The following is a 20,726-nucleotide window of genomic DNA, read 5'->3' on the forward strand; positions in this document are numbered from 1 at the left end:
GGGAGCGTCGCGGTCGTAGCGCTCGGCGGCAGCCTCGTCGTCGGGCAGGTAGAGCGGCCCCTTCTGTCCGCAGCCGGCCACGAGCAATGCCGCAAGCAGGGCGGCGCTCAGTGCCAGGCGCGCCGTCATGCCGGACGCTCCAGGTTGGCCAGGGCGTCGCGGGCCCGCTGGGCGGCGGCGCGCACCTGATCCGGCGCCGTGCCGCCGATGTGGTTGCGGGCGGCCACCGAGCCCTCCAGGGTCAGGACCTCGAAGACGTCGGCCTCTATGGCATCGGAGAACTGGCGAAGCTCGGCCAGCGTCATCTCGGAGAGATCCTTGCCCTGTTCGATGCCGAACGCCACCGACTGCCCCACGATCTCATGGGCATCGCGAAAGGCCACGCCGCGGCGTACCAGATAGTCGGCCAGGTCGGTAGCGGTGGAGAAGCCGCGGCGGGCGGCTTCGGCCATGTTCCCGGACTTGGCCTCGATGGCCGGTACCATGTCGGCGAAGGCCTTGAGGCAGTCACGCACCGTGTCGACGCTGTCGAACAGCGGCTCCTTGTCCTCCTGGTTGTCCTTGTTGTAGGCCAGCGGCTGAGACTTCATCAGCGTCAGCAGGCCCATCAGGTGGCCGTAGACGCGCCCGGTCTTGCCGCGCACCAGCTCGGGCACGTCGGGGTTCTTCTTCTGCGGCATGATCGATGAGCCGGTGCAGAAGCGGTCGGGCAGGTCGATGAAGTCGAACTGGGCGCTGGTCCACAGCACCAACTCCTCGCTCATGCGCGACAGGTGCATCAGCAGGATGCTGGCGAAGCCGGTGAACTCGATGGCGAAGTCGCGATCGCTCACCGCGTCGAGCGAGTTTTCGGCCGGGCGCTCGAAGCCGAGCAGTTCGGCGGTGACGTGACGGTCGATGGGATAGGTGGTGCCGGCCAACGCAGCAGCACCCAGCGGCAGCACATTGGCGCGCTTGCGGCAATCCAGCAGCCGCTCGTGGTCACGGGCCAGCATTTCGTGCCACGCCAGCAGGTGGTGGCCGAAAGTGACCGGCTGGGCGGTCTGCAGGTGGGTGAAGCCGGGCATGATGGTGGCGGCCTCGCGTTCGGCCAGTTCGATCAGCCCCTGACGTAGACGCGTGAGCTCGGCCGCCACGCTGTCGATGGCATCGCGCAGGTAGAGGCGGATGTCCGTGGCCACTTGGTCGTTGCGCGAGCGGCCGGTGTGGAGCTTCTTGCCGGTGATGCCGATCTTCTCGGTGAGACGCGCCTCGATGTTCATGTGCACGTCTTCGAGCGGCACCGACCACTGGAAAGTGCCCGTTTCGATCTCGCTGCGGATCTCGTCGAGGCCGGCCACGATGGCGTCGCGCTCGTCGTCGGTCAGTACGCCGACCCGCGCCAGCATGGTGGCATGGGCGACGGAGCCCCGGATGTCCTGCAGGGCGAGGCGCTGGTCGAAGTCGACCGAAGCGGTGAAGCGTTCGACGAAGGCGTCGGTGGGTTCGCTGAAGCGACCGCCCCAGGACTGATTGGTGCCGGGGTTCGGGGAACTTGGGGTCATCGGCGTGAAATCCTGCGTGTTACTGGGCAACGGAAACGGGTGGTGATGTGCGGACGGGCCGGCGCGGCGGCTTCCGGTCATGGTCTCGCAGTGTACCAGAGTCGGCGTGACATCAGAGCCCTGGCGGCTCGTTTGGCGATCCATCGGCAGCGCTATGCGCAGGCGCTGGGAACCCATCCAGGGCGCTGCATTGGCCATGCTTGGCGAATGCGCTCCGCTACGACCCGTTCCCCGGCACCTCGGCGCCATGGGCGATTGTCAATGCCTTGTGTCAGGGGTGCGAGTTTTTCCTGCTCCCCCGGGTGCTTTATGATGTTGGCAATGATTCGAGATGTCCGCGGTCGCGACCGTCTGCGGCAATTACCGCTCAGTCGGGCCCGTCGGGCCCCAGCATGGGGAGAACCACGTGCGATCCATCGATACGCTGCGTATTGCCACCCGCAAGAGTCAACTGGCCATGTGGCAGGCCGAACACGTTCGTGATCGGCTCATGGCCGAACACCCCGGCCTGGAAGTGGAACTGGTCGCATTGTCCACCCGTGGCGACAAGATCCTCGACACGCCGCTGGCCAAGGTGGGCGGCAAGGGGCTGTTCGTCAAGGAGCTGGAAGAGGCGATCCTCGACGGGCGTGCCGACATTGCCGTGCACTCCATGAAGGACGTGCCCATGCACTTCCCCGAAGGGCTGGGCCTGTCGGTGATCCTCGCTGGTGCCGAGCCCACCGATGCCTTCGTTTCCAATGACTACCGCTCGCTGGACGAACTGCCCGAAGGCGCACGCATGGGAACCTCCAGCCTGCGACGCGCCCTGCAAATGCGCGAGGCGCGCCCCGACCTGGAGATTCTCAACCTGCGCGGCAACGTCCAGACCCGCCTGGGCAAGCTGGACGCCGGCGATTTCGATGCCATCCTGCTCGCCACCTCGGGGCTCAAGCGCCTGGGCCTGGAGGAGCGTATCGCCATGGAGCTGCCGCCCGAGGTATGCCTGCCGGCTTGTGGCCAAGGGGCCCTGGGCATCGAGTGCCGCATCCACGACCCCGAGCTGATCGGCTTGCTGGCGCCGCTGGATGACTCCAGCACCGCTACCCGGGTGCGTGCCGAGCGGGCCATGAATACCCGTCTCGAGGGAGGATGCCAGGTACCCATCGGCGGCTACGCGACCTTCGAGAACGACGGCCAGACCCTGTGGTTGCGCGCTCTGGTCGGCAACCCCGAAGGTACCGAGGTTCTGCGTGCCGAGGGGCGAGGCTCGATCCACGAGCCGGAGGCGCTGGGCATTCGCGTGGCCGAGGATCTGCTCGATCAAGGGGCCGGTGAGATCCTTGCCGAGGTCTACGGCGGCTGATGACCGCCTCCCGGCCGGTACTCATCTGCCGTCCGGGCGAACGGGCCCGGGCGTTGGCTGCCGCCATCCAGGCGGTGGGTTTTCCCGTGGCCCATGTCGAGGCCATGACGCTGGAGACGCTACCCGAGACACCGGCGATGCGCAGCGCCTGGCTCGATTTCGATCACTTCCAACGGGTGGTGGTGGTCAGTCCCTTCGCCGGCGAGTGCCTCGCCAAGGCACTCGATCGCTACTGGCCGCAGCTACCGGTGGGCACCGCCTGGTACGCCGTGGGCCGGGCCACCGCCGCTACGCTCAATGAACGCCTCGGGGTACGCGTCCACGTGCCGCCGGCAGACGCCGGAGAGGACACCAGTGAGGCGCTGCTGGGCCTGGGGTCGCTGCGTGCGCTCGATGGGCAGCGAGTACTGCTGGTCGCTGGCGAGGGCGGGCGTACGCTGCTCGCCGATGCGCTGTCGGCCCGCGGTGCGCATGTCACCCGACTGGCGCTCTACCGGCGCTGCCTCGTACCGCCGCCGCCATCCGTGGCGGCGCGCCTGGCGGATGGCGACTTTCGCGCGCTGGTGATCAGCAGCGGAGAATTGCTGCAACATCTGGCAAGATGGTGCACCGAGTCGACCTTGAACCAACCGCTAATCGTGTCCAGTCGTCGTTTGGCTACACTGGCCGTCAACCTGGGGTTTTGCGCCCCCGTGGTGGCGTCGGGTGCCACGCCGGCCGCACTGGCCGACGCGGTGGCCGGGGCCTGTCACCCCGAAGATGCCGATGTCGATCACGAAGATCTCGAATAAGGGCTAGCGACTGATGAGCAAACAAACCAACGAGCAGGACGAACGCAAGTCGCCATCCGGCGAGGCTCAGGGCAGCGAGCGCCGTGAAGCCACCGCCCAGGGCGGCGGCACCGAGGACAAGCGTACCGCAGCGCGTGACAAATCGTCGCAGCAGGATGGAGCCGACGACAAGGCGTCCAAGGCACCTCCCAATCGTTCGGGGTCGAGTCGTGATACGCCTGCCGCAAATCCATCGGCGGACCCGGCATCGGCAGGCAAGCAGAGCAAGCCGGCTCGCGACAGCAAGGCTTCGTCGACTGCCGATAAGTCGGCCGCCAGCAAGGCGAGTACCCAGGCCGACAAGCCACAGGCTGGCAAATCGCCAGCGAGCCAGTCGGGTGCCCAGGCCGGCAAGTCGCAACCCAGCAAGGCGGCGGACGGCAAGTCCGGCAAGACCGAGCCCCCCCGGTCAGGTGGCGGCTCGGGTGCCGGCAAGGCCGGCCATGTACCCACCGCCGCCGGCGGTGGCAACGACGGTCGTCGCCAGGGCAGCAAGAGCGGTGCCCTGGCGCTGGTGCTGGTCGTGGTGCTGGCCCTGGCCGTGGGGTTCTTCGCCCAGCGCATGTGGCAGCGCGTCGACGCCCAGCAGCAGCGCCTGGTCGAACTCGAATCGCGTGCCGACGGTGCTGCCACTCAGGATGCCCTGGCCGAACTGGAAGCCCGGCTGGAAGAGGGCGAGAGCGAGCGCAATGCCGAGTTGAGCGCCGCCCTCGACGAGCTGGAAGCGCGGTTCAACGACTACCGAGGTGAAATCGACGGCACCCTGGACCGGGTGCTCGACGAGCTTTCCAGCGAGCAGGAGCCCGATGCCCGCGAGTGGCTGCACGCCGAGGCCGCCTACCTGCTGCGCCTGGCCAGCCAGCGCTTGCAGCTCGAGCGCGACGTCGAGGGCGCCATCGCCCTGCTGGAGACCGCCGACGAGCGCCTGAGCGAGGCCGACAATCCCGCACTGCTCTCCGTCCGCCGTTCCATCGCCTCGGAGATCGCCATCCTCGAGGGTGTCCCTCAGGTCGATCGCAGCGGAATCTACCTGGCCCTCAACGCCCAGCAGGAACGCCTCGCTCAGCTGCCGCTATCCCGCGAGTTGGAGGAGATTCCGGCGCGTTCGGGCATGCAGGAGGCGCCCAGCGGCGGCTGGCAGCAGCAGCTGTCGCGCTTCGGCGAGGAGCTCAAGGACTTGGTGGTCATCCGCCACCACGACCAGGCGCTGGAGAGTCTGATCAGCCCGGAACAAGAGTCCTACCTGCGCCAGAGCGTACGCCTGGTGCTCGAGCAGGCCCAGCTGGCGCTGCTCAAGGAAGAGCAGGATCTCTATGAAGCGAGCCTCGACAAGGCGTTGGCGCTGATCGACGGTTACTATGCCACCGAGCGCGAGGAAGTGCAGGCCGTCACCGATCGCCTGGAGGCGCTCGAGAAGGAGACGATTCGCCCCGAGCTGCCCGACATCAGCGGTTCCCATGAGGCACTCGAGACCTTCATCGATCGCCGCTTCGGCTCGCGCGACGAGCAGGGAGATGACGCATGAGAAAGCTGATCCTGATCGTCGTCGTCGGCCTGGCGCTGGGTGCGCTGTTCGGCCAGCTGATGGTTTCCGTACCGGGCTATTGGCTGATACGGGTGGGCGAGACGTCCGTGCAGACCTCGTTCTGGTTCGGCCTGGTGCTGCTGCTTGCCGCCTTCCTGGCGTTGCACTTCACCCTGCGCATCCTGGCCCGTCTGTCGCGTCCGGTCAGCCGCTTCAAGGTATGGAACAGCCGGACCCGCCACCGCAACGCCATGCGGCGAACCGTGCGTGGCTTGGTCGCCTTGGCCGAGGGGCGCTGGAAGCGCGCCGAGAAGTCGCTGGTCAAGGCGGCGGACGATTCCAGCACGCCGCTGGTCAACTACCTCTCCGCGGCGCTCGCCGCCCACTATCAAGGGCGCTTCGAGCAGGCCGACACGCTGCTCAAGCGCGCTCATCTGAGCACTCAGGGTGCCGACACCGCCGTGGGGCTGATGCAGGTGCAGCTGATGCTCGACCGTCAGCAGTACGAGGAAGCGTTGGCCATCCTGACCCGGCTCGATCGACAGCTGCCCAATCACCCTCAGGTGCTCAAGCAGCTCAAACAGGCCTATCTGAGCGTCAACGACTGGGAAGGGCTGCGGCGTCTCATGCCGCGGCTGGCTGCCCGGCAGCTGGTTTCTGCCGACGAGCGCAACGAGCTGGAGCTGCGTGCCTACCGCGAGCTGTTGATTCAGGAGGCGCGCGATCCCAGTCACGTGGAGCGGGTCCGCAACCTGTGGGCCGACATGCCCGACAGCCTGCGCGGCAACGTCGAGCTGATCGCGCTATACACCGAAGCCCTGGTACGTGGCAAGGAGGAAGGGATCGCCGAGCGCCTGTTGCGCCACTCCCTCAAGGAGCACTGGGACAGTCGTCTGGTGCTGCGCTACGGACTGCTCAACGTCGACCCCGCTCGTCAGCTGGTTCACGCCGAGAAGTGGCTCCAAGAGCGTCCCAACGATCCCGATCTGCTGCTGACCCTGGGCCGCCTGTCCCTGCGCAACGCCTACTGGGGCAAGGCGCAGGAGTACTTCGAGGCCAGTCAGCGGCAGCGTCCCAGTGGCGTTGTGTGTGCCGAGCTGGCGCGCCTTTATGCCAATCTCGGCGAGCACAACAAGAGCCAGCTCTATTATCGCCAGAGCGTGGAGCTGCTCGACAAGTCGTTGCCGTCGCTGCCCCAGCCGGCAGAGACAGCCACCAACGGTGGAGACAAGGGCCGCAAGGCCAGCTGAGCCGGCCAAGCCCCCCTAAACGATGACTCATGCAGAGCGGGGCTGCCCATGGCAGCCCCGCTTGGCGTTGAAGACTCCGACCACAAGTGGTCTGCGGCAGTCAGGTCTGGTCGACGTCATCGCCGCTGGGTTTGTCGTGGTCCGAGTGGGCGGTTTCCTGAATTCCGTGCTGCGAGTCGTCGGCCCGAGCCGGGGCTGAATTCGCCGCCTTCGACCGCGATTCCAGTACTCTCACGTTGGCAGCAGGCGAGTTGCCCTGCTTGTCTTCGCCGAAGTAGAGAGTGGTGTGCGGGAAGGGGATCTCGATGCCCGCCGCGTCGAAGCGCAGCTTGACCAGGCGGTTGTAGGCGCGTCCCACGGCCCACTGATCGCCGGGCGTGGTCTTGATGATCACCCGGATGTTGACCGAGCTGTCGGCCAGCGCGGTAACGCCAGCCACGTTGAGCGGCTCCAGCAGCTTATGGCCGTGCTCGTCGCTGGCCTTGAGGTCCTCGAAGGCGTTCTTGAGCTGTTCGATGGCCTCGTCGATGCTCTCACGGTAGGCGATACCGTATTCGCCGACGTGGTTGCCGAACTCGCGCATGTAGTTGGAGACGGTATCCACGCTGGAGAATGGCACCAGATGGTAGGTGCCCGAGAGGTCGCGGATGCCCACCGAGCGGATGCTGAGCTTCTCGGCCGTGCCGGTGATGCCGCCCACCGTGACCACGTCGCCGGTGTTCATGGCGTTCTCCACCTGGATGAAGATACCGGTGATGATGTCCTGAACCAGCTTCTGGGCACCGAAGCCGATGGCCAGGCCGAGTACCCCGGCACCGGCGATCAGGGGACCGATGTTGATGCCGATCTCGGCGAGTACGATCATCGCCGTCATGGTGATCAGGGCGATGGCCAGGGCGTTGCGGAACAGGGTGAGCAGCGTTTGGGCGCGAGCCGAGGGGACTCCGCCGCCGGTCTCGGGGTTGAGTTTATGCTCGATCAGGCTGGCCAGCGCCAGCCATGCCATGACGGCGATGACCAGGATCATCGCCACGCTGACCAGCTTGCCGACCAGGCCTCGGCCGGCCTCCGAGGCGTACCAGGCCGCCAGGTCGAAAACGTTCCAGGCGTTGAGCACCACCATCACCACCAGCACCACGATGACGGTGCGTATCACCCTCAGCGCGTTGGGTACGTAGCTGTTGAGACGCGCTTCGAGTAGCGGCAGCTTGCGGCGTAGGTCGTCGGTCAGGCGGATCCGGCGACCGATGGTCTGGGTCAGGAAGTTCGAGGCCAGCAGCCCCACCACCACGGCGGCGATGGTTTTCAGCGTGGCGAACAGCACGAAAGGCAGGGCATCCACGGGTCGCGTCAGGGTTACCGTCAGCACCATGACGAAATAGGCCAGGGCGAACAGATGCCAGATACGTGCGAACAGCTGCAAACTGACCCGGCTGGCCGCCATGGTGGCCTTGTCGGCCTTGGCGTTGATGGCATCGCGCAGGCGGGCTCGGTTCTTGAGCACCACGATCACGGCGTACAGGAAGGCGCCGATCATGATCAGCGTCCCCAGCCCCTGGCCCACTGCGGGCGCTACATAGGCATTGACCAGCGGCACCACGACCATCAGGCCATAGCCCACCAGGCCGATGAGGCGAGCGATCCAGCGATTCCAGTAGGAGGCTTCGCCGGCGGTGATGGGCAGCAGGCGCAGCCCATCGTAACGCGAGGCGAACAGCATGCGTATGCCGGCCTTGAGCAGTTCGATCACCAGGAAGGCATTGAGGAACAGCGAGGCGCGGGTGGAGAGTTCGCCGGTCTCGCCGATGGCGAAGGTGGCGATGAGATTGCCGCCCAGGTAGCCGAGGGCGACGATCAGCACGTCCACCACCGCGGCCAGCGCCACGCTGATCACCAGGCGCAGGATGGGCGTCAGCCCGCTACCGTTGAGCGACCACTGGCTGATACCCGCGAACAGCGGCTTGGCAAGGCGGCGAAAGACAACGAAGAGGACGAAGGTCGCCAGTATCACCAGGCCGAGGTTGATGGCGGCCGTGGTGAAGGCGGCCACATCGAAGGTGTTGTCCAGGTCGCTCGAGAACATGCCGCCGATGGCGGAGACGACGGCCTCGAACTGACTGCCGATATCGCTGCCCACGCGGCTGGTGAGCTCGGCCAGCTGGCGGGGAAGCGAGGGTTCCTCGGCGGTCTCTTCGGCGCTTGTCGAACCGGCCACGTCGCCAGCCATGCCGCGCAGCTGGTCGATCAGTTGCTGGCGTGTTTCCTCGTTTTCCAGCAGGTCGGCCAGGGTGGCGTAGGCAGGCGGCTCGCCGCCGCTCGCATTGTCCGACTGCTGGGCTTGGGCGGGGGCGGCGAATGCCATTACGGCAATCAGCAGCCAGCCGAGCATCAGGGGTAGGGCTCGCAAGGGATTCACGCTGTGACCTCCGTCTCGTCGCGTGGGCGCGGTGATATTGGCATGCTCATGATACGGGCTTTACGACCCGACCACGAGCGATGGCATGTCATTCATGTACAGAAATTGTACGTCATGAGCTGGTTGAGTCATACCGGAGGGTGGCTCGGCCTGCCGATGCCCCGCCTGGCGTGCGATACTCGTCCGCCACTCGCTCGGCGAGGCGTTCTTGGCAGGAGTTGGCGATGCAGGTGGATGGAGTGGAGTGGCTGGCGGTGATGCTCGGCGGCGCGGTGGGCGGCATGGCCCGACTGGCGGTGGGCGACGCGGTGGGGTGTCGACTGGGCACGCGCTTTCCGTGGGGCACCCTGGCGGTCAACCTCAGCGGTGCCTGGCTGATGGGAATGCTGGCCGGTGTGTTCGGCCTGGAGGCGGGGCCGACCTGGTCGCTGCTGGCCATCGGGGTGCTGGGAGGCTACACCACCGTCTCTTCGTTCAGCCTGCAGGCCCTGACGCTATGGCAGCAGGGTAGCGAGCCGCTGGCCGTTGGTTACGTGGCGGTCACCCTGCTGGCGGGCCTGGGTGCCCTGGCGCTCGGTGCCTGGCTGACCGGAGGTCTGACATGAGCGGCTGGAGAGCTTACGCCGCCGTCGGCCTGGGCAGTGCACTGGGTTCGCTGCTGCGCTATCTGGTTTCGCTGGCGCTGGCAGGATCGTCCTTCCCCTGGGCGACGCTGGCGGTGAACGCCATTGGTTCCGGGATGATCGTGGGATTGGCCACCTATGCGGCCCGGCGCCATCGCGGCCGAGTCGCTCGCTGGCAGCCCTTCCTGATCGCCGGCTTTTGTGGTGGCTTCACCACGTTCTCGCTGTTTGGCCTGGAAACGCTGCAGCTGTGGCAGGTCGGTCGCTCCTGGCTGGCATTGAGTTACGTGCCGATCAGCGTGGCGGTATGGCTCACCGCTGCCTGGCTGGGGCATCGACTCGGGCAGCGCGCGGCGGTACGGTCCTGAGTCGCCCAGTCCCGGCGGCAGGATGCGCCCGGTGTACGTTGACGGCATGTCAGCCGGTACCTCGATCATCGGCGCGCTCGGCGGCCCAGGCTCCGGCATCCGGGATGGCCATTTCGTAGGGCTGGTCGAGCCAGGGGGAGCTGACCAGGAAGTCGGCGCTGGCGGCGTTGCAGGCCACCGGCACGTTCCACAGTGCCGCCAGGCGCAGCAGTGCCTTGACGTCCGGGTCGTGGGGTTGCGGCGCGAAGGGGTCCCAGAAGAAGATCAGTAGGTCGAGCTTCTGCTCGCTGATCAGGGCGCCGATCTGTTGGTCGCCGCCCAGAGGTCCGCTCATCAGTCCCTGCACGGGGAGGCCCAGCGTCTTCGATACCCGGCTTGCCGTGGTGCCGGTGCCGGTCAGCTCGTGTTGACAAAGGGTCTCCCGCCAGCGCGCCACCCACTCCAGCAGCTCAGCCTTCTTGCCGTCATGGGCGATCAGGGCAATGCGCTTGCGCGCCGGCAAGGAGCGTTTCACGGTGCGCCGTGGACGTGGATCGCTCATGATGTCGTTCCTCTTCGAAGTCGACTGTCGTCAGGCTACAAGGATAGTCGCCGAATGGTAACTTTACTACATTGACGAGTTGTCCTCTCCAGCCGCCGTGGTGCAGCAGCGACAGTCTTTGTGCAAGGAATTTGTTCAGGGATCGGTTCTTCAGCTATGGTGTAAAATCAGGATTTTGCCAGATATGTTGTAAAGTTACTAAAAAATCCTTGAGTCACTGATCGGATTGCGCGACATTGTGGTCCCATGCAATGAGCCGCGGGTCACCAAGCCGGTTCCCAAGACGCGCGCCGGATCTCTGCCAGCAGGCTCTGCCAACATTTCTGTAAAGACGCCACTGGAGGAGCAGAGGACATGACGCTCAAGATCGCTATCAACGGCTTCGGACGCATTGGCCGCAACGTGTTGCGCGCCCTGTACGAGAACGGCTACCGCGATCGCGTTCAGGTCGTGGCCATCAACGACCTGGGCGACCCCTCCCTCAATGCGCACCTGCTGCGCCACGATACCGTGCACGGCCACTTTCCCTTCACGGTGGAGCATGACGAGGAGAGCCTCACCGTGGATGGCAGCCGCATCGCCATCCTCTCCGAGCGCGATCCTGCCGCACTGCCCTGGCAGTCGCTGGGCGTCGACCTAGTGATGGAGTGCACGGGGCTGTTCACCAAGCGCGAGGCCGCGGCCAAGCACATCGAGGCCGGCGCCCAGCGCGTGCTCATCTCCGCACCCAGCCCGGATGCCGATGCCACCGTGGTCTTCGGGGTCAACGAGGACGTGCTCACCGCTGGGCACCAGGTGGTCTCCTGCGCTTCTTGCACCACCAACTGCCTGGCGCCGGTAGCCAAGGCGCTCAACGACAGCGTGGGCATCGAGAACGGCCTGATGACCACGGTGCATGCCTACACCAACGACCAGAACCTATCCGACGTCTACCACAAGGATCCCTACCGGGCGCGCAGTGCGACCCACTCGATGATTCCCACCAAGACCGGCGCTGCCGCCGCGGTGGGCCTGGTGCTCCCGGAGCTCGCGGGCAAGTTCGATGGCCTGGCGGTGCGCGTGCCGGTGATCAACGTCTCGCTGGTGGATCTGACCTTCACCGCCGGCCGCGAGACCACCAAGGAAGAGATCAACGAGATCGTCGCCAAGGCGGCGGAGACCTCCCCGGTACTGGCGGTCAACGCCCAGCCGCTGGTCTCCATCGACTTCAACCACGATGCCAATTCCTCCACCTTCGATGCCAACCACACTCGGGTGAACGGCCGCCTGGTGAAGATCATGGCCTGGTACGACAACGAGTGGGGCTTCTCCAACCGCATGCTCGACACCGCCCTGGCGATGCACGACGCCTGCCGCTGAGCTTGACCTGCGGGCCGAGATAGCCTGAGATCGAACGCCGGGGTGTTTCTGCGCCCCGGCGTTTCTGCGCCTGTAGCGCTTGCCATACTCACCGCCGCGCAAGGAAGCCGCCATGTTGCCCGACTACTCCTGGCTGGCCTGGACCCTGATCGTTGCCTCCACCTATCTGACCGGTGTCTCCAAGGGCGGCTTCGCCGGTGGTTTCGGGACTCTCTCGGTGCCGCTGATGGCCTTGGCCATCGGGCCCATGGAAGCCGCCGGGCTGCTGTTGCCGCTGCTATTGGCCATGGATGCCTTCACCGTCAAGGCCTGGTGGGGCCACCAGGCCGGCGCCGAAGTGCGGCGTCTGGTGCCGGGCATGGCCATCGGCGTGGTCATCGGTACCCTGCTGATCGGCAGCCTCGACGAGAACGGCGTACGTCTGCTGCTGGGTCTGGTCTCCCTGGCATTTGCCGCCTACATGTTGGCGCGCCCGGCTGCCGCCCGGCCCATCTCCGCGCGCTGGGCGTGGCCCGCCGGCCTGGGCTGTGGCTTCACCAGTTTCCTGGCCCATGCCGGCGCCCCGCCGCTCAACCTCTACCTGATCCCGCGACGCCTTTCCAAGGAGGCTTTCATCGCCACCATGGCCGTGTCCTTCGCTCTCGTGAACCTGATGAAGGTGGGGCCTTACCTGTGGCTCGGCGAGATCAACCTGACCAGTGCCTGGGCCTCATTGCTGCTGGTGCCGGTGGCTTGGGGCGGCGTGCACAGTGGCATCTGGCTGCAGCGTCGGGTCAGCGAAGTGCTGTTCTACCGGCTGGTGATCGTCGCCATGGCCGCCGTCGGCGTACAGCTGGTGGTCAAGGCCCTAGGGTGAGGCCGAGCGAAAAAGGCCCCGCCGTGGCGGGGCGAAGCGACGTCAGGACGGGGAGCCTGACGAGGCGGGGATTGCCCGCTCATTGCTTGGTGATCCAGTCGTGGTCCGGGTCGTTGGTGAATTTCCAGACACGCTGGGGGCCGGCCATCACGTTGAGGTAGTAGAGCTCGTAACCGTGGGGCGCCCCCGCTGGGTGATAGCCGTAGGGCACCATCACACAGCAGCCGTTCTCCACCGCCATGGTCTCGTCCAGGCTGCGGTCGTCGGTGTAGACCCGCTGGAAGGCGAAACCCTGAGAGGGGTTCAGGCGGTGGTAATAGGTTTCCTCGAGCTTCGATTCGTTGGGCAGGTCGTCCACGTCGTGCTTGTGGGGCGGATAGCTGGACCAATTGCCGGCCGGCGTGAATACCTCCACCACCAGCAGGCTGTCGGCCGGTTCGGTCTCCGGCAGGATGTCCTGGATGTGGCGGGTGTTGGTGCCGCTGCCGCGGGTGCTGCGCTTGATCCGGTCGGGGCCGATCAGGCGCGGCTCGTGGTTGCCGAAGCCCGGGGCGCTGCACACCGCCAGCTCCAGGTCGGTGGTGGCCTCCACCGCGAAGCTCACGCCGTCGGGCAGGTAGACGCAGTAGGGCGGCACCTTCTCGAAGACGTCCATGCGCTTGCCGATGTCCTCCCAGCGGTGCTCGCCGCAGGTGACGGTGGCGCGGCCGGAGACCAGCACCAGGCAGTGCTCGCGGCTGCCGGTATTGGCCTCGATACGCTGTCCGCGGGTCAGCCTGTGGACGCGGAAGCCGACATACTCCCAGCCCGCGGACTCGGGGGTGACCTCGAGTACCTTGCCCTGGGTGTCGGGCTCGTGGGGGCGTACCAGTAGTGAACTCATGGAGGCTCCTGTCGAATCAGTCAATGGAATCCAGCGAGATGCGGCGCCCCTTGCGCAGGGAGCGTTCGGCGGCCTCGGCCAGGCGTAGGGCCTCCAGGCCGTCATCGGCAGCGGCCAGGGGGGCGCGTCCCTGCTGCCAGGCGTCGACGAAGTCGCCGATCTCACGGCTGTAGGCCGCGGCGTAGCGCTCCAGGAAGAACCACAGTGGCTTCTCCTCGATCTGGCCGGGCTTGCCGGTGAAGCGCAGGCGCGTCTCGGTCTCGTTCTGGGCCTGGAGCATGCCGATACTGCCGAAGGCTTCGATGCGTTGGTCGTAGCCGTAACTGGCGCGGCGCGAGTTGTTGATGTGGCAGAGCCGGCCGCTGGCCGTGACCAGGGTGACCATGACGGTGTCCACGTCGCCGGCCTCGCCGATGCCCGGGGCGATCAGGCAGCTTCCCTCGGCGTTGACGGCGGCGATGGGTTCGTCGAGCAGCCAGCGGGCCATGTCGAAGTCGTGGATCGTCATGTCGCGAAAGATGCCGCCGGAGGCGCCGATGTATTCAGCGGGAGGCGGTGCCGGGTCGCGGCTGATGATGGAGAGCGTTTCCAGCTCGCCGATCCGCCCCTCCGCCAGTGCGCGCTTGAGAGCGGCGAACTGCGGGTCGTGGCGGCGGTTGAAGCCCAGTGCACAGGTCACTGGATGGGCATCCAGAACCTTTAGGGCATCGCGGGTACGGGCCAGGTCCAGGGCAATGGGCTTCTCGCAGAGCACCGCTTTGCCGGCACGGGCGGCCCGCTCCAGGTAGTCGGCGTGGGTGGGCGTGCTGGAGGCGATCAGTACGGCGTCGATCTCGGCGTCCTCGAAGACGGCATCGGCGTCGAGCACCCGAGCGCCGTAGTCGGCGGCCAGGGCCTCGGCGGCCGGGGTATGGTAGTCAGCCACGGCGGCCAGGGTCGCTTCGGGATGAGCATCGATGGCCCGGGCGTGAACCTTGCCGATGCGGCCGGCGCCGATCAGGGCGAGTCTCATAGGAGCTATCCTCGGTTATGCGTGTTCGATGCTGTCGTCCGGTGCCGGCCGGTCGCGGGCCTTGTCCTGACGAACGCCCAGGGCGATGGCTAGCGTCTGGGTCAGGCACAGTGAGGCGGTCAGGCCGCGGAAGCTCTTGACCTCTGCTTCGTGCACCACCAGCGAGACATCGGCGATGCGGGCCAGCGGGCTGAGGTTGGAGTCGGTAATCACCACCAGTGGGATGCCGCGCTCTCGAGCCTCGGTGGCAAGGTCGCGAGTCTCTTTGGCGTAGGGAGAGAAGCTCACCACTAGCAGGGCATCGTGGTTACCGATGGCTTTGACTTGCTCGCCGTACATTCCTCCCAGGCCGTTGATCAGGAACGCGCGCTTGTCGACGTGATGCAGCGCATAGGTCATGTAGCTGGCCACCACGAAGCTTCGCCTTGCCCCCATGACATGGATGGTCTCGGCTTGCTCGAAGATATCCAAGGCGCGCTCCAGCTGATAGGGATCGATGCGCCCCGGTAGCTGTTCCAGCACCTCTCGGTTGGCCTCGGCGAACTCCCACAGTAGCTGAGTGCTGTCCGGCGTTTCGCCGGTGGCACTGCGCACGGCGCGGATACGTTCCGTGTAGTTGGGCAGTTCGTCCACCAGCCGAACGCGGAACAGCTGTTGCATCTCCGAGAAACCCGAGAAGCCGAAGTTGTTGGCGAAACGGATCAACGTCGAGGGGGTAACGCCGGCCCGCTGAGCTAGCTTGGCCACCGTCGCAAAGGCGACCTCCTGGGGGTGGTCCAGCAGGAAGCGAGCCGTCTGCTGCAGTCGACGGCTCAGCGACGGGTAGTCGGTGGTGATGCGCGCTTCCAACTGACTGTAGTCCTGCGGAATCTCACTCATTGGGTCTTTTCCTTAGCCCGTGCCGTCGGGCGCAAAGGCTGGCAGTGACGTTGCTGGCAGTCTAGAAGATTTAGAACGTATGTTCTAATTATACCAAAGTAGAGAACAAAAAGTTTGAAGAAATGTCTATGTGGAATCTATATTCCATTATGTCACTGCGTTGACGCAACGATTCATACAATGATAAGCGAAAGAGGAAGTTCACCCATGGCACGTCTATCCCATTGGCTGCTGGCCTCGGCCACCGCTGCGGCGCTCATGGCCGGCACGGCACACGCACAGGAAGAGAACCGCTTCGTCATGGTGACCCATGGCGTTCCCTCCGACCCCTTCTGGTCCGTGGTCAAGAACGGAGCAGAAGCGGCTGCCGACCTCGTTGGTGCCGAGCTCGAGTATCGAGCACCCTCCTCCTTCGATATGGCCAAGATGCAGCAGCTGGTCGATGCGGCGGTGGCCTCGGACCCTGACGGGTTGATCGTCTCCTTTACCGACGAGGATGCGCTGGGCGGGGTCGTTCAGCGGGCCGCCGACAATGGCATTCCGGTGATCACCATCAACTCCGGGGGCGATGTCGCGCACCACTACGGGACCCGTCTGCATATCGGGCAGAGCGAATACGAGGCGGGCAAGCAGGCCGCCGAGCGCATGCAGGAGATGGGGGTCGAGAAGGGCCTATGCGTCAACCACGAGCAAGGTAACCAGGGGCTCGATCAGCGTTGTGACGGCTTTCTGGAGGGGTTCGACGGCAACGCCGAGCAGCTGGCGACCACCTATGATCCGACTGCGATCCGCAACGCAATCGTTGCCTATCTCAACGAAAACAGCGATGTGCGCGGCATCTTGACCCTGGGGGCTCTGGCTGCCGAACCCATGATTCAGGCCATGCGCGAGCAGGGTGCTACCGACATGTTCACTCTCGGCACCTTCGATCTCTCACCCGGCATCCTGGAGAGCCTGGAGAAGGGCGAGCTGGACTTTGCCATCGACCAGCAGCAGTACCTTCAGGGCTACTTGCCGGTCATGTTCCTCGATCAGTACGCCAGGAACGGCCTGCTTCCTGCCGGCGATGTACCCACCGGCCCGGGGTTCGTGACCCAGGAAAATGCGGCCCAGGTCATCGAACTGAGCGAGCAGGGCATCCGCTGAGATCCACGTAACCGAACGGGCTCGGTCGTCCGGGCCCCAGGAGTCGGCCGTCATGAATTCCAACTCATCCTCCCATTCTGCCACTGCGGTGGTGGAGCCACGGGACGAGCGCCTCCAAAAGGTGTCGTTCTGGAAAAAGGCCCTGAGTCGCCCCGAGCTGGGTGCCTTGGCTGGGACCGTTCTGGTGCTCGCTTTCTTCATCGTTGCAGCCAGCGGCACCGGCATGTTCACGCCGGCCGGCATTATCAACTTTCTCGAAGTGTCGGCGCAGTTGGGCATCATCGCGACCGCCGCCGCACTGTTGATGATCGGCGGTGAGTTCGATCTTTCCATCGGTTCGATGATCGGACTGGCGGGTATCCTGATTGCCATTCCCGCCGTGGAGTATGGTTGGCCCCTGTGGGCGGCGATCCTTCTGGCCTTCTCTTGTGCGGCTCTGGTGGGCTGGATCAATGGCAACCTGGTCAACAAGACGGGCCTGCCGTCGTTCATCGTGACCTTGGGGTTTCTGTTCATTCTGCGTGGCCTGGCCATCGGCATCAGCCGCCTGCTGACCGGGCGTACCCAAGTGGGCGGCGTGCACGATCACATTCCGGGGGACTGGTTCGCTGGCCTGTTCTCCGGGGAAGTGGCCACCGGGCTGTTTGCGTGGATGGCCTCTCAGGGTTGGATTGACACCAACTTCGCCGGCAATCCGGTGGTCACCGGCATTCCGGTTTCCATCGTCTGGTGGCTTGGCCTCACCGCCGTGGCGACCTGGATCCTGCTCTTCACTCCCTACGGCAACTGGATATTCGCCAGCGGCGGCGATGCCAGTGCCGCGCGTAACTCCGGTGTGCCGGTGCATCGCGTCAAGATCTCGCTGTTCATGTTCACGGCTCTCTCCGCGACCATTTTCGCTTGTCTTCAGGTGATGGACACCGGCTCGGCGGACACCATTCGCGGCCTGCTCAAGGAGCTCGAGGCGATCATCGCGGTGGTCATCGGTGGTGCCCTGCTCACCGGCGGGTATGGCTCGGCCATCGGGGCCGCCCTCGGCGCGCTGATATTCGGCATGGTGCAGATGGGCATCTTCTACACCGGCGTCAATACCGATTGGTTCCAGGTCTTTCTTGGCGCGATGTTGTTGGTGGCCGTGCTGTTCAACAATTACATGCGCAAGAAGGCGATGGAGGCCAAGTGAGATGAGCGATCGCATGCCCATGATCGAGATGCGCAACGTCAGCAAGCACTTCGGCAGCGTCATCGCCCTGAGTGACATCTCGATGAAAGTCTATTCCGGTGAAGTCATGTGCCTGTTGGGGGACAACGGCGCCGGCAAGTCGACCCTGATCAAGACCCTCTCGGGTGTTCATCGTCCGACCCATGGCGAGATGTTGCTGGGCGGTGTGCCGACGCGCTTCAAGTCACCGGCCTATGCTCTGGACGCCGGTATCGCTACCGTTTTCCAGGATCTGGCGATGATTCCCCTGATGTCCATCACTCGCAATTTCTTCATGGGGCGCGAGCCGACCGTTGGCTGGGGCCCTTTGAAGCGCATCGACTGGAAGTATGCCGACCATGTCGCCAAGCAGGAGATGGCCAAGATCGGCATCGACGTGCGCGACCCCAGTCAGCCGGTCGGCACTCTTTCCGGCGGGGAACGTCAGTGCGTGGCCATTGCCCGGGCGGTCTACTTCGGTGCCAAGGTGCTGATCCTGGACGAGCCGACCTCGGCGCTGGGGGTCAAGCAGGCCTCGGTAGTGCTGCGCTATATCGCCAAGGCGCGGGCCGATGGCCTGGCGGTGATCTTCATCACCCACAATGTTCATCACGCCTTTCCGGTCGCCGATGCCTTCACCCTTCTGGCGCGCGGCGGCAGCCTGGGCACCTTCCGCAAGGAAGACATCTCCCGCGAGGAAGTGCTCAACATGATGGCTGGTGGTGCCGAGATGGAAAGCCTCGATGCCGAACTGGCCGAGTTCCAGCACAGCGACAGAGAACGTAAAGCGAATCGTGAGAGTGCTGCGGCCCTGCAGGGAGCGTCGAGCGCCTCCGGCGCATAGGGTGAGCACGCAACGTTTCCCTGGAGCTGGGCGATGAACCAAGGCGCTGGATACGCTCCCTTCACCCTTCAACACTTTTCTAATGGAATGGCGTCGTAGCGCTAGCCGGAACGCCGGCCCGATGGGCGCCGCATGACGAGCGACGCGGAGAATCACTATGCAAGAGATGAATGCCGACAACGGACCTCTGGATCTGATCTGCTTAGGCCGCGTCGCTGTCGACCTCTATGCACAGCAGATCGGCTGCCGCCTGGAGGACGTCTCGAGTTTCTCCAAGTACCTGGGTGGCAGCTCCGGCAACATGGCCTATGGCACCGCACGGCTGGGACTCAAGTCTGCCATGCTCTCGCGCGTCGGCAACGAACAGATGGGAAACTTCGTGCGCGAGGAGCTCGAGCGCGCGGGCGTCGATACCACGGCACTGCAAACCGATCCGGAGCGCCATACCGGCCTGGTGCTGCTGGCGCTCAAGGATCGTGACACCTTTCCGCTGCTCTTCTACCGCCGCGACTGTGCCGACATGGCCATCGACCATGAGGCCATCGACCCCACTTTCATCGGCCGAGCCCGTGCCTTGGCCATAACGGGGACCCATCTTTCCACCGAGATCACCCGTCGTGCCTGTCGCAAGGCGCTGGACGCGGCCGCCGAGCATGGCGTCAAGCGGGTACTGGACATCGACTATCGCCCGGTGTTGTGGGGGCTGACCACGCCCGGCGACGGTGAGACGCGTTTCATCGCCGATGAGACGGTCACTACCGACCTACAGGCGTGGCTTCCCGACTTCGACCTGATCGTCGGCACCGAGGAAGAATTTCATATCGCCGGTGGCAGCACCGACACTCTCGAAGCCTTGCGTGCAGTGCGCCGGGTCACCGGGGCGACTCTGGTGTGCAAGCTCGGCGCCCAGGGCTGCGTGGTCGTCGAGGGCGAGATCCCTGAGCGCATCGAGGACGGCATCCTGGTGGAGGGCGTCGAGGTCGAGGTGCTCAACGTGCTGGGCGCCGGCGACGCCTTCATGAGCGGTCTCTTGAGAGGATGGCTGCGTGGGGAGCGCTGGGAGGTCAGTGCCGGCTATGCCAATGCCTGCGGGGCCCTTGTCGTCTCGCGCCACGGCTGCGCACCGGCGATGCCCACCGAGGAGGAGCTGTTCGATTACTTGGCGCGTCGCGGTGAGGTGCCGCGTCCCGACAAGGACGTTCGTCTCAACCACCTGCATCGCGTGACAACCCGTGTGCCAGCCGAGTGGCCCGAGGTATGCGGGCTGGCCTTCGATCACCGCCGCCAGCTCACCGACATGGCTCGCGACGAGCATGCCGATCCTGTGCGCCTATCGGCCCTCAAGCGGTTGCTGGTTCGAGCCGCCGAGGCGGGCGCTCAGCGCGGCGGACTGGACAAGCCGGCGATTCTGGTGGACGACGTGCTGGGCCAGGAGGCTCTCAACGCGGCCAGCGGTCGCGGTTGGTGGATCGGCCGCCCGGTTGAGCAGCCGGGCTCACGCCCACTGCGCTTCCAGTACGGTGACGACCTGGGTAGCCGACTGCAGCACTGGCCGGCCGAGCACATCATCAAGTGCCTGGTGTTCTATCATCCGGACGATGCCATCGAACTGCGCTTAGAGCAGGAAGCACGCCTGCGTCAGCTCTACGAAGCGGCCTGCGCCAATGGCCTGGAGCTGCTGGTGGAGGTGATTCCGCCGGCTGGTATGGCGGTGGATGACACCACCCTGCCACGCAGCCTTCAGCGCCTCTACAACCTGGGGATTCGTCCCGACTGGTGGAAGCTTCCGGCGCTTTCCGATACTGCCTGGCACGCCGTGGGATGCATCCTCGACGTGGAGGACCCTCACTGCCGTGGCGTGGTGCTGCTGGGCCTCGATGCGCCCATGGAGGAATTGAAGCGCGGCTTCGCCCCAGCTGCCCGTCAGCCCCACTGCAAGGGATTTACCGTGGGGCGCACGCTGTTCGCCGCGGCCAGCCGTGAGTGGCTGGCGGGCCGCATCGGCGATGCGGAGCTGGTGACCCGTGTTGCCGACAATTATGCCGAACTGATTCAGGAGTGGCGGCACCTGCGTCGTATCGCCCCACAGTTGGAGGAAGCCTGA

Annotated in this window: 18 protein-coding genes and 1 pseudogene; 12 read left to right on the top strand and 7 right to left on the bottom strand. The window is 65.3% G+C overall.

The genetic code is table 11. From position 1 onward, the window contains the following. Positions 1-18 precede the first annotated feature (18 nt). Both lptM and argH read right to left on the bottom strand, forming a co-directional pair. Positions 19-129 (bottom strand): annotated as a pseudogene (gene lptM, locus GFD32_RS18750) (LPS translocon maturation chaperone LptM); the annotation flags it as partial. Further along, positions 126-1,544, bottom strand: coding sequence for an argininosuccinate lyase (gene argH / locus GFD32_RS18755; RefSeq protein WP_163578093.1), 1,419 nt, complete (start codon positions 1,542-1,544; stop codon positions 126-128). The pseudogene lptM and the gene argH, both read right to left, overlap by 4 nt. A gap of 406 nt (positions 1,545-1,950) precedes the next feature. On the opposite strand from argH, the gene hemC reads away from it, so the two are divergent. The 4 genes from hemC to GFD32_RS18775 are packed head-to-tail and all read left to right on the top strand — an operon-like array spanning position 1,951 to position 6,494. Further along, entirely contained in the window at positions 1,951-2,889 is a 939-nt protein-coding gene (hemC, locus tag GFD32_RS18760; RefSeq protein ID WP_163578094.1) for a hydroxymethylbilane synthase, read from the top strand. Then, positions 2,889-3,680 carry a uroporphyrinogen-III synthase gene (locus tag GFD32_RS18765; protein ID WP_163578095.1) on the top strand — a complete coding sequence of 264 codons (792 nt, stop codon included), beginning with the start codon at positions 2,889-2,891 and terminating at the stop codon, positions 3,678-3,680. The genes hemC and GFD32_RS18765 overlap by 1 nt, the downstream gene beginning before the upstream one ends. A 13-nt stretch (positions 3,681-3,693) precedes the next feature. Then, positions 3,694-5,244, top strand: coding sequence for a uroporphyrinogen-III C-methyltransferase (locus GFD32_RS18770; protein WP_163578096.1), 1,551 nt, complete (start codon positions 3,694-3,696; stop codon positions 5,242-5,244). Next, positions 5,241-6,494, top strand: a complete 1,254-nt coding sequence (locus tag GFD32_RS18775; protein WP_163578097.1) for a heme biosynthesis HemY N-terminal domain-containing protein — start codon at positions 5,241-5,243, stop codon at positions 6,492-6,494. The genes GFD32_RS18770 and GFD32_RS18775 overlap by 4 nt, the downstream gene beginning before the upstream one ends. A gap of 100 nt (positions 6,495-6,594) precedes the next feature. On the opposite strand, the gene ybiO is transcribed toward GFD32_RS18775, so the two are convergent. Then, entirely contained in the window at positions 6,595-8,883 is a 2,289-nt protein-coding gene (gene ybiO, locus GFD32_RS18780; RefSeq protein WP_407081086.1) for a mechanosensitive channel protein, read from the bottom strand. 251 nt (positions 8,884-9,134) lie between these two features. On the opposite strand from ybiO, the gene GFD32_RS18785 reads away from it, so the two are divergent. Both GFD32_RS18785 and crcB read left to right on the top strand, forming a co-directional pair. Further along, on the top strand, positions 9,135-9,515 hold the full coding sequence (locus GFD32_RS18785) for a fluoride efflux transporter FluC (protein ID WP_163578099.1): 381 nt from the start codon (positions 9,135-9,137) through the stop codon (positions 9,513-9,515). Further along, the gene (gene crcB, locus GFD32_RS18790; RefSeq protein WP_163578100.1) at positions 9,512-9,901 is read left to right on the top strand and encodes a fluoride efflux transporter CrcB; all 390 of its coding nucleotides are present in this window, start codon (positions 9,512-9,514) and stop codon (positions 9,899-9,901) included. Before GFD32_RS18785 ends, crcB begins: the two co-directional genes overlap by 4 nt. 49 nt (positions 9,902-9,950) lie before the next feature. Here crcB and GFD32_RS18795 read toward each other — a convergent pair whose 3' ends face one another. After that, positions 9,951-10,442 (bottom strand): methylglyoxal synthase, encoded by a 492-nt coding sequence (locus GFD32_RS18795; RefSeq protein ID WP_163578101.1) that lies wholly within the window; start codon positions 10,440-10,442, stop codon positions 9,951-9,953. Between the two features lie 354 nt (positions 10,443-10,796). Between GFD32_RS18795 and gap the strand changes: the two genes are divergently transcribed. Further along, complete coding sequence (gap, locus tag GFD32_RS18800) at positions 10,797-11,801, top strand: type I glyceraldehyde-3-phosphate dehydrogenase (protein WP_163578102.1); 1,005 nt, start codon at positions 10,797-10,799, stop codon at positions 11,799-11,801. 112 nt (positions 11,802-11,913) lie between these two features. Continuing rightward, positions 11,914-12,657, top strand: coding sequence for a sulfite exporter TauE/SafE family protein (locus GFD32_RS18805; protein ID WP_163578103.1), 744 nt, complete (start codon positions 11,914-11,916; stop codon positions 12,655-12,657). Between the two features lie 79 nt (positions 12,658-12,736). Here the strand turns inward: GFD32_RS18805 and iolB are convergent, their stop codons facing one another. Genes iolB through GFD32_RS18820 form a run of 3 tightly spaced genes read right to left on the bottom strand, consistent with a single transcriptional unit; the run spans position 12,737 to position 15,431 of the window. Beyond that, positions 12,737-13,540: a 5-deoxy-glucuronate isomerase gene (iolB, locus tag GFD32_RS18810; protein WP_163578104.1), complete on the bottom strand. Its 804-nt coding sequence runs from the start codon at positions 13,538-13,540 to the stop codon at positions 12,737-12,739. A 16-nt stretch (positions 13,541-13,556) separates the two neighbouring features. Then, positions 13,557-14,552, bottom strand: coding sequence for an inositol 2-dehydrogenase (gene iolG / locus GFD32_RS18815; protein WP_163578105.1), 996 nt, complete (start codon positions 14,550-14,552; stop codon positions 13,557-13,559). A gap of 15 nt (positions 14,553-14,567) precedes the next feature. Beyond that, positions 14,568-15,431 carry a MurR/RpiR family transcriptional regulator gene (locus tag GFD32_RS18820; protein WP_163578106.1) on the bottom strand — a complete coding sequence of 288 codons (864 nt, stop codon included), beginning with the start codon at positions 15,429-15,431 and terminating at the stop codon, positions 14,568-14,570. Positions 15,432-15,638: 207 nt separating this feature from the next. Between GFD32_RS18820 and GFD32_RS18825 the strand changes: the two genes are divergently transcribed. The 4 genes from GFD32_RS18825 to GFD32_RS18840 all read left to right on the top strand — a co-directional run bounded on the left by GFD32_RS18825 (position 15,639) and on the right by GFD32_RS18840 (position 20,726). Next, the gene (locus GFD32_RS18825) at positions 15,639-16,577 is read left to right on the top strand and encodes a sugar ABC transporter substrate-binding protein (protein WP_163578107.1); all 939 of its coding nucleotides are present in this window, start codon (positions 15,639-15,641) and stop codon (positions 16,575-16,577) included. A gap of 52 nt (positions 16,578-16,629) precedes the next feature. Continuing rightward, positions 16,630-17,760 (top strand): ABC transporter permease, encoded by a 1,131-nt coding sequence (locus GFD32_RS18830; RefSeq protein WP_163578108.1) that lies wholly within the window; start codon positions 16,630-16,632, stop codon positions 17,758-17,760. A gap of 1 nt (position 17,761) precedes the next feature. After that, positions 17,762-18,622 (top strand): ATP-binding cassette domain-containing protein, encoded by an 861-nt coding sequence (locus tag GFD32_RS18835; protein ID WP_163578109.1) that lies wholly within the window; start codon positions 17,762-17,764, stop codon positions 18,620-18,622. 157 nt (positions 18,623-18,779) lie between these two features. Continuing rightward, positions 18,780-20,726, top strand: coding sequence for a bifunctional 5-dehydro-2-deoxygluconokinase/5-dehydro-2-deoxyphosphogluconate aldolase (locus tag GFD32_RS18840; protein ID WP_163578110.1), 1,947 nt, complete (start codon positions 18,780-18,782; stop codon positions 20,724-20,726).

Origin of the sequence: Halomonas faecis, from assembly GCF_010993975.1 — a bacterium.
Lineage (GTDB): Bacteria > Pseudomonadota > Gammaproteobacteria > Pseudomonadales > Halomonadaceae > Halomonas > Halomonas faecis.